Origin of the sequence: Roseicyclus sp., assembly GCF_965662675.1 — a bacterium.
Classification (GTDB): domain Bacteria; phylum Pseudomonadota; class Alphaproteobacteria; order Rhodobacterales; family Rhodobacteraceae; genus Roseicyclus.
On the sequence record NZ_CBFIIK010000104.1, the window covers coordinates 1 to 9105 of the forward strand.

At 63.0% G+C, this 9105-nt stretch carries 7 protein-coding genes; 3 read left to right on the top strand and 4 right to left on the bottom strand.

All coding sequences use genetic code 11. From position 1 onward, the window contains the following. Positions 1 to 603: biotin carboxylase N-terminal domain-containing protein (locus ACTG4J_RS12845; protein WP_439140097.1), on the bottom strand; the 603-nt coding region annotated here is incomplete at its 3' end. Between the two features lie 154 nt (positions 604 to 757). Further along, positions 758 to 1903, bottom strand: coding sequence for an alpha-hydroxy acid oxidase (locus ACTG4J_RS12850; RefSeq protein ID WP_439140099.1), 1146 nt, complete (start codon positions 1901 to 1903; stop codon positions 758 to 760). 161 nt (positions 1904 to 2064) lie between these two features. Here ACTG4J_RS12850 and ACTG4J_RS12855 point away from each other — a divergent pair, with 161 nt between their 5' ends. Beyond that, positions 2065 to 4515 (top strand): ATP-dependent helicase, encoded by a 2451-nt coding sequence (locus tag ACTG4J_RS12855; protein WP_439140101.1) that lies wholly within the window; start codon positions 2065 to 2067, stop codon positions 4513 to 4515. 117 nt (positions 4516 to 4632) lie between these two features. Here ACTG4J_RS12855 and ACTG4J_RS12860 read toward each other — a convergent pair whose 3' ends face one another. After that, a complete protein-coding gene (locus ACTG4J_RS12860) occupies positions 4633 to 5229 on the bottom strand; it encodes a LysE family translocator (protein WP_439140103.1) in 597 nt (198 codons plus the stop codon). A gap of 400 nt (positions 5230 to 5629) precedes the next feature. Further along, a complete protein-coding gene (locus tag ACTG4J_RS12865) occupies positions 5630 to 5857 on the bottom strand; it encodes a DUF1127 domain-containing protein (RefSeq protein WP_439140105.1) in 228 nt (75 codons plus the stop codon). A 162-nt stretch (positions 5858 to 6019) separates the two neighbouring features. Here ACTG4J_RS12865 and ACTG4J_RS12870 point away from each other — a divergent pair, with 162 nt between their 5' ends. Both ACTG4J_RS12870 and ACTG4J_RS12875 read left to right on the top strand, forming a co-directional pair. Further along, the gene (locus tag ACTG4J_RS12870; protein ID WP_439140107.1) at positions 6020 to 7246 is read left to right on the top strand and encodes an MFS transporter; all 1227 of its coding nucleotides are present in this window, start codon (positions 6020 to 6022) and stop codon (positions 7244 to 7246) included. A 48-nt stretch (positions 7247 to 7294) separates the two neighbouring features. Then, positions 7295 to 8374 carry an Mrp/NBP35 family ATP-binding protein gene (locus ACTG4J_RS12875; protein WP_439140109.1) on the top strand — a complete coding sequence of 360 codons (1080 nt, stop codon included), beginning with the start codon at positions 7295 to 7297 and terminating at the stop codon, positions 8372 to 8374. Positions 8375 to 9105: the final 731 nt, after the last annotated feature.

Consider the following 9105-nt stretch of genomic DNA (forward strand, 5'->3'; position numbering starts at 1 on the left):
ATACCCCTCGCCATTGCCAAAGGCGGCTTCTGCCTCGCGCCGCCCCTCGCGGACCTTTTCCTCAAGCTCCGCCTCGGAATGGATCGGGCGCATGCCCCGGCCTCCGCCGCCCCAAGATGCCTTGAGCATCAGCGGATAGCCCACAGCCTCGGCCTCGGCCCGGATCGCGTCCATGTCATCGCCCAAGACCTCGGTCGCGGGAATGACGGGCACGCCTGCCGCCATCGCGACGCGCCGGGCGCTCGCCTTGTCGCCAAGGGCGCGCATGGTGTCGGCCTTGGGGCCGATGAAGGTGATGCCATTGGCCGCGCAGGCATCGACGAAATCGGGGTTCTCGCTCAAAAGCCCATAGCCCGGATGGATCGCATCGGCCCCTGCCAGCTTGGCCACACGGATGATCTCGGGGATGGAAAGATAGGCCGCCACGGGGCCAAGCCCCTCGCCGATCTTGTAGGCCTCATCGGCCTTGAAGCGATGCAAGCTCAGCTTGTCCTCTTCGGCATAGACGGCCACGGTGCGTTTGCCCAATTCATTGGCCGCGCGCATGACGCGGATGGCGATCTCGCCGCGGTTGGCGATGAGGATCTTCTTGAATTCGGACATGTGGCAGCACCTTTCTTCGCAGATGCAGAATTTCTACGCAGGAAAAAGGGATGACGCAAACAGTTTGCGGACTGTTTTTCCCATATTTTCAGTTGAAATAAATGTTGCGTGACATGCTGCGGCGCAGCAATTCACGCCGAGCCTTTGCGTCCGATCAGCCCGGTGTCGCCAAGCGTGCTGGCAGTTCGTCAAAGCGCGTCACACCCATCTGTGCCATGTTGCTCGTCATGTCCTTGGCCAGAAGGTCATGCAAATGCGCAGGCCCCGCTTGGCCAAGCGCGCCCAACGCATAATGCCAAGGCCTGCCCATCATCACGAAATGCGCGCCCAAGGCCAAAGCGCGCAGGATATCAAGCCCCCCCTCGATCCCGCTGTCGAAGATCAGGGGCAGGGTGGTGGCGCCCCGCACATCGCGCAGCGCATCGAGGCTGGCGGGCGCGCCGTCGAACTGCCGCCCGGCATGGTTCGACACCCAGATCGCGTCGACCCCCATCGTCTCGGCGCGGGCGGCGACATCGGCCTCCATCACGCCTTTCAGGATCAGGTGCCCATCCCACGCCGCGCGCAGCGCCGCGACATAGTCCCAATCGGGGGCCGCGCGCAGCAGATAGCCCACATGCGCGGTCGAGGGGAGCGGGCCGGTCTTTTTCTGGTCGGCATAGCTGTCCATCAACTTCATGCGCGGCATGCCGGTCGCCTGAATGCCTAGCGCCCAAGCCGGGCAGCGCGCCACCTGTGCCAATAGCCGCGGCGTCAGGCGCGGGGGCTGCACCAAGCCGCCGCGCGTCTGACGCTCCCGGCGCGAGGCGGCGGGCACATCGACGGTCAAGACCAGCGTGTGAAACCCCGCCCCTTTGGCACGCGCCAGCATGTCGTCGCGGATCGCCATATCGCGGGGTGGATACATCTGAAACCAGCCCTGATCGCCGATCACGCCCGCCACCTCCTCTGGCGTGCGGGTGGCCACTGTGGACAGGCCGTAAGGGATGCCCGCCTTGGCCGCATGGCGTGCCAACATACGCTCCGCATCGGGCCAGATCAGCCCCGACATGCCCAAGGGCGCGATGCCGAAGGGCACAGGGTAATCCCGGCCCAGAAACCGGGTCGAAAGATCGGCCACGATCTCGCCCCGAAGTGCGGCGGGATGAAACAACACCGCGTCGAGCGCCGCACGGTTGCGTCGCGTCACGCTTTCGCTACCCGTCGCGCTGTCGAGATATTCCCATACGAAATGCGGGATGCGCGCCCGCGCGCGAGATTTGAGGTCGGACAAGGCGGGGTAGCGTGCGTGCAGATCCATGCCGCGGACAAAATCGCGCCGCGCCTGTTTTGTCCAGAGCTGCGCTCTTTCGCGCTTCAACTTTCCAAGAATATCCAGACCCGATCACCGCAACGGTCAAAATCGGAACATTATGCGAACAAATCTTTAAAGTCGCGCCGAACCGCTCTATTCTCTACCCCATGAGCAGTTTCGATGATTCAGATGCCTTCGCGGCGGCCGCCTCTCTCTCGCTATCGGCGCGCGCCATGGCCGCGCGGCCCATGCCCTATCTCGATGGGCTGAACCCCGCGCAGCGCCAAGCGGTCGAGGCGCTGGATGGGCCGGTCCTGATGCTGGCGGGTGCGGGCACCGGCAAGACACGGGCGCTGACTGCACGCATCGCTCACCTACTGTTGACGGGAACCGCGCGCCCGAACGAGATCTTGGCCGTCACCTTCACCAACAAGGCCGCGCGCGAGATGAAGCTGCGGGTGGCAAACCTGATGGGCCAGCCGGTCGAGGGGATGCCGTGGCTTGGCACCTTTCACGCGATCTGCGTCAAGCTTTTGCGGCGCCACGCGGAATTGGTGGGGCTGAAATCCAATTTCACCATCCTCGACACTGACGACCAAGTCCGGCTGATGAAGCAACTCATCGCCGCCGAGGGCATCGACGAGAAACGTTGGCCCGCCCGCGCCTTGGCGGGCATCATCGATGGCTGGAAAAACCGCGCGCTGACGCCCGAAAAGCTGCCCGCCGCCGAGGCGGGGGCCTTCGACCGCAAGGGCCCTGTGCTTTACGCCCAGTACCAAGCCCGGCTGAAGGCGCTGAACGCGGTCGATTTCGGTGATCTGTTATTGCACATGATCACGATCTTTCAGGCCCATCCCGACCTGCTGCAACAATACCAGCGTTGGTTTCGCTACATCCTCGTCGACGAATACCAAGACACCAATGTCGCCCAATATCTGTGGCTGCGGCTGCTCGCACAGAGGCATTCCAACATCTGCGTGGTGGGCGATGATGATCAGTCGATCTATGGCTGGCGCGGGGCAGAGGTGGGAAATATCCTCAGGTTTGAAAAGGATTTTCCGGGCGCAGTGGTGATCCGGCTGGAGGAAAACTATCGCTCGACCGCCCATATCCTCGAGGCTGCCAATGGGGTCATCGCGCATAACAAGGACCGCTTGGGCAAGACGCTGCGCAGCGTCGGGGGAGATGGTCATCAGGTCCGACTGATCGGCCATTGGGATGGCGAGGAGGAGGCGCGCTGGATCGGCGAAGAGCTTGAGGCCTTATCGCGTGGTACCCGCGCGATCGACCCGATTGGGCTTGATGGCATGGCAATCCTTGTGCGCGCCTCTCACCAGATGCGGGCGTTCGAGGATCGCTTCCTGACCATCGGCCTGCCTTACCGCGTGATCGGCGGCCCGCGCTTTTACGAGCGGATGGAGGTGCGCGACGCGATGGCCTATTTCCGCGTCGTCGTCAGCCCCGATGACGATCTGGCCTTCGAGCGTATCGTGAACACCCCCAAGCGCGGCTTGGGCGACAAGGCGCAGCAAACCATTCAAAAGCTTGCCCGCCAAAACGGCGTCAGCTTGATCGAAGGCGCGCGGCTGGCGGTCGAAACGGGCGCGATCGGCGGCAAGGGGGCCAAGGAGTTGAAGGCCTTGACCGATGCGGTTGCGCGCTGGCGGGGCTTGATGCTCGGGGCGGGTCTCGGCGTTGCGGCAGGTGCTGCCGATGATGATCTTTTGATCGAAGAGGGCGCCCCCACCCCCAAGATCGGCCATATCGCCTTGGCCGAGATGATCTTGGACGAATCCGGCTACACCGGCATGTGGCAGGCCGACAAGACGCCCGAGGCGCCAGGGCGGCTCGAGAATCTCAAGGAATTGGTCAAGGCGCTGGAGTTGTTCGAAAACCTGCAAGGCTTTCTCGAGCATGTCAGCCTGATCATGGACAATGCCCAAGATGATGGCGAAGAAAAAGTCACCCTGATGACGCTGCACGCCGCCAAGGGGTTGGAGTTTCCAGCCGTCTTTCTGCCGGGGTGGGAGGATGGGTTGTTCCCCTCTCAGCGCGCGATGGACGAGACCGGGCTCAAAGGCCTCGAAGAGGAACGCCGCCTTGCCTATGTCGGCATCACGCGCGCCGAAGAGGTCTGCACCATCAGCTTTGCGGGCAACCGCCGCGTCTATGGCCAATGGCAAAGCCAGATGCCCTCGCGCTTCATCGACGAGTTGCCGCAAGACCATGTCGAGGTTCTGACCCCGCCGGGGCTGCATGGGCATGGCGGCATGGGCGCTAGCGCCAGCCCCGTTGCCGCGGCAATGCGCGGCTCGACCCTGCATGAGGCGGCGGCGCGGGCGGATGTCTATAATTCACCGGGTTGGAAACGGTTACAGACCAACAGCGCCCGCCCCGGCCTGCGCCAACCGCAAGAGGCGCGGCATATGACCATCGACGCCGAAGCGGTCAGCGCCTTTGCCATCGGTGACCGGGTGTTTCACCAAAAATTCGGTTATGGCGCGGTGGTGTCGGTCGAGGGGGACAAGCTGGGCGTCAGCTTTGACAAGGCCGGGACCAAACATGTGGTCGCAAGCTATCTGGTCGCTGCCGATCGCGCCGATGATGTGCCATTCTAGGGTGTGTTGCGTTTGATCGGGCCCAAGGATGTGTTGGGTCAGGCGAAGCAGTTTTTGCGCGGAATAATGCGTTCGTGTGTTGCATTGAAGCCAACCTAACGCAACAAACGCGCAGCCTCAAAGCCCCAGCATCGGGTAGAGCGAGGCCACCAGCAACAGCGCCATGGTGATATTGAAGGTGCGCAATCGCCCCGGCCCGTCCAGCCAGCGGCGCAGCTGCGTGCCCATCGCGGCCCAGACCGTCACCGATGGCAGGTTGACCACCGCAAACACCAATGCCACCGCAAGCGCGCCCCAATAGCCGCTTTGTTCAGGCGCGAAATTGGTCTGCGCATAGATCGCCATATACCATGCCTTGGGATTGACCCATTGAAAGGCCGCCGCTTGCACAAAGCTAAAGGGGCGGCCCGTTGCATCGCGCGCGCCCGGTGGCGCGGCATTGGCGATTTTCCAAGCCAGCCATAACAGATAGGCCGCACTTGCGATCATCAACGCAGGCTTGAGCCATGGGATCGCCAAGAAAAGCTGCAATAGCCCCAGACCCACCAGCGCCACCATCAGCGCATGCCCGCCGGAGATGCCCAGCATATGCGGCACCGTGCGCCTGAGGCCGAAATTCGCACCCGAGGCCAAAAGCATGATGTTGTTCGGCCCCGGCGTGATCGACGAGGCGAAGGCGAAAAGAATCAGGGCAAGGATCAGGTCGGGTGTCATCGCGCATCTGCCGTCATGGCTGGGTCGGTGAAAGCTATGGCGCGCGTTGTCACAAAAGAAAAGGCGGTGACGCCTGAGGGAGGTCAGGTGTCACCGCCAGCGTTCAGCGCCAAGGGAGGAGGAGGCGCCGATCTTGCGTGCAAGGCGCGGGGCGCGCGCTTGCGAATGAGGCGGCGACGGGGCCAAGGGAGGAGGAGGCCCCGCCGCCGGACGTCACGGTTCCCCAAGGGAGGAGGAGAGGAACCGATCACGTTGGCCCGTTACCGGGCCGGGTAGTGGCGGACCCATCCAGGGAGGAGGATGATGGACCCGCAAGCCGGGCGATCCCAAGGGAGGAGGGGGATGCCAAGCCGTTCTTTCGTGCCGCCCCAAGGCCGCACTTTATTTCTTCGGCCGCGCTTTAGCCGCGCTTGCCATAGGCTGCTTCGAGCGCGATGTTACGCAGCATCGACGGGTTCAGGCCAAGATCAGCCAGTTCGCGCGTGGAGAGCGCTTGCAATTCCGTCAGCGTCTCACGATAGACGCGGTGGGCCCGCCATGCGGCGATGATGTCTTTGCCGATTTCGGTCAGGCGCGCGCCGAGGCCCATGCCGTTGGAGATCGTGCGGTTGCTCGTTACATATGCCATTTTCTTCACTTTCTTGCTTGGGCGGGCCAGCGCCGGATTGCGCTTTGGCTCCGCTGGGAACCGTTTGTTTCATCCCCGCCTCGAAACTGAAGATAGCCACATGCTGCGTTTGCACAATGGACGATGCTTCAATGCTGCTTTGCAGCAAATGCATAGCTGGAGATGACGTTGCGGAAGCTGCCTCTTGACATAACGGCCTTGGCTGGTGGGGCGTTTCGAGACGCCCAATTCAGGTTGTTCTTTTTCGGAATCTTCTTCGCGGTGCAGGCGATTTGGGTGCAACGTGTCACGCTGGGCTGGCTGGCATGGGAGCGCACGGGGTCTGCCGCTTTCGTGGGGTTGGTCGCGGGGTTGAGCCTAGCGCCCGCCTTGGTCTTGGGCCCGCTCTTCGGGGTGATGACCGACCGCGTCGATATCCGGCGGGCGGCCTTCACCACCAACGCGCTGATGGCCTTGGTCTTGGCGCTTTTGGCGATCAGCCTGCCCTTTAGCGGGTCTTTGGCGCTGGTCTTGGCGGCCTTTGCCATCGGCCTGATCTCGGCTGCCCATCATCCTGTGCGCATGTCATTGGGCCCGCGCCTCGTGCCGGTTTCCGAGGTGCGCCATATCGTCAGCGTGGCAGCGCTCAATTTCAACCTTGCCCGTCTGGTCGCCCCGGTGATCGCGGGGGCGGTGATCGCCAATTTCGGCGCGGGGGTCGCGCTATGGGTGTCGGTGCTGTGTTATGTGCCGATGCTGATCGTCTTGCCGCGCTTGCGCCCGCGCGATTTGCCCATCCGCCCGCCGGCCTCGGTCTTTGCGGATCTGCGCGAGGGATTGCTTTACGCGCTGCGCGCGCCCGTGGTGCGGCTTGCGCTTGTGATCACCTTGGTCTTTTCCACAATCGTGCGCGGCGCGTTGGAAGTTTTGCCGGTTCTGGCCGATGGCGCCTATGCAAAGGGTGCGGCGGGTTTGGGCGTGTTGACGGCCGCCGCGGGTGCGGGGGCTGTGTCCTCGGCCATGCTAAAGGCTTCGGGCATCGGGGCCTCGGGGGCGAGCATTCCGCCGATGGTGCTGTGGATGGCGGTGCTGGGGCAGGGTGCGGTGATCGCCATGGGCCTGTCGCCCGGCTGGTATCTTGCGATCTTGGCCACGGCGGTTGCGGGGTTCTGCGCCACATGGGTGGGGGTGTCGATGCAATCGGCCATCCAGACCGATCTGCCCGATGAATATCGTGGTCGCGTCATGAGCTTGTGGGTCGTGGCCGGATTTGGTGCCGTCGCCTTGGGCGCATTCGCGATCGGCGGAATCGGCGAAATCCTCGGCATCGGCGCGGCGCTGGCCTTGGTCGGTGGCGGGGGCATCATGATCATGGGCGCGCTGATTCTGGGGGTGCAAGCCCGGCGCTGAACGACTATGTCAGGGCACAAAGCCGTGCCACGACAGGACATTTCCACCATGACCCAGACCCGCGAAACCATTCTCGAGGCATTGCGCAGCCTTGGCTTGCCCGATGGCGGCGATCCGGTCAGCCGGGACATGGTCCGCGCGCTCAAGGTCGATGGGGCCAGGGTCAGCTTCGTGCTAGAGGCAGAAAGCCCCGAAATGGCCCGCAAGATGGAGCCTGTGCGCCTCGCTTGCGAGGGGCTGGTGCGCAAGCTGCCCGGTGTGGAACAGGTTTCGGTGGCGCTGACCGCCCATGGGCCGGCACCCAAGGCGCCGGCCGCCCCCGCCCCCAGCCTCAAGATCGGTGGCCATCCCACGCCGCAGGCGGGGCCGATGAACCCCACGGGCGTCAAGCGCATCATCGCGGTGGGTTCCGGCAAGGGGGGGGTGGGCAAATCCACCGTTGCCTCGAACCTCGCCGTGGCCTTGGCGCGGGCGGGCAAGAAAGTGGGGCTTCTGGATGCCGATATCTACGGCCCCAGCCAGCCGCGCATGATGGGCGTGAACAAGCGCCCTGCATCGCCCGATGGCAAGACGATCATCCCGCTGCACGGGCATGGCGTCACACTGATGTCGATCGGCTTCATGCTGCCCGAGGAAAAGGCCGTGGTCTGGCGCGGGCCGATGCTGATGGGCGCGCTGCAGCAGATGCTGACGCAGGTGGAATGGGGCGATCTGGATGTGCTGATCGTCGATTTGCCGCCCGGCACCGGCGATGTGGCGATGACGCTGTGCCAACGTTCGGATGTCAGCGGGGCGATCGTGGTCTCCACCCCGCAGGATGTCGCGCTTTTGGATGCGCGCAAGGCGCTCAACATGTTCGAGCTGCTCAAGACCCCGGTTCTGGGGCTGATCGAGAATATGGGCGTCTACCATTGCCCCAATTGCGGGCACGAAGCGCATATCTTCGGCCAAGGCGGCGTCAAGGCCGAGGCCGAAAAGCTGGGCCTGCCATTTTTGGGATCGCTTCCCATCGATCTGGAGACACGCCTTGCAGGTGATGCGGGCACGCCGATCGCGGCAGGTGACAGCCCGATGGCCGCGGCCTATGGCGCGCTGGCCGCGCGCCTGATCACGGGCGGTTTGGTCTGATCCAAACCTGAACGACAGGGGTGATTCGCGCTGTTTTGCAGGTGAAATTCCCAATCCTCCCATCATTGCGGCGTTCAGTGGGCGAAAATTGGGATCAATTCCCATTTTCGTCCTGCTGGACGCTTACCCCAAGATATTGGGGTTGTTTCCTGCACGGCTACAATACCTACCCCAATTTGTCGTCATTGTCGTTTGGTGCGGCATCCGGTGATGGCCCGGATTCCCAAAAAATGGGATAAATTCCCAAAAAAAGGGTTTACATGGGCGCTTGTGGCATGGCATTCATTCTCCACTGGCAGACGAGATAAGTATCGGGCCGCAAAGGCCTGAACCAAAAACAAAAAAACGGCAGGTTCATACAGGCACCTCTAACGCCAGAAAAAGAGATCCGGCGCGCAAGCGAGCAGACATCCCCCCAGGTGGCCTGTGCAGTCGGACACCCAGAGATGGGACGAGAGCGGCGGATTGAGCAGTGGCAGCTTGCTCAATCCGCCGTTTCCATTCCCGGCGGTCGAAATACGGCCGAAACGAGGCAGAAAAAGGGCACAGCCCCGTGGAACGTGAGTTCACCGGCGTAAGCCGGAACAAGATGGACGGAAAAGGCCGGGTCTCGATCCCGGTCAAGTTTCGTCGTGTCTTGCAGAACTGCGATACCGAATATGCCCCCGGTGGCGTGTTGCGGATGCATGTCACCTTTGGTGATCCCACCAAGAAATTCATCGAATGCTGGT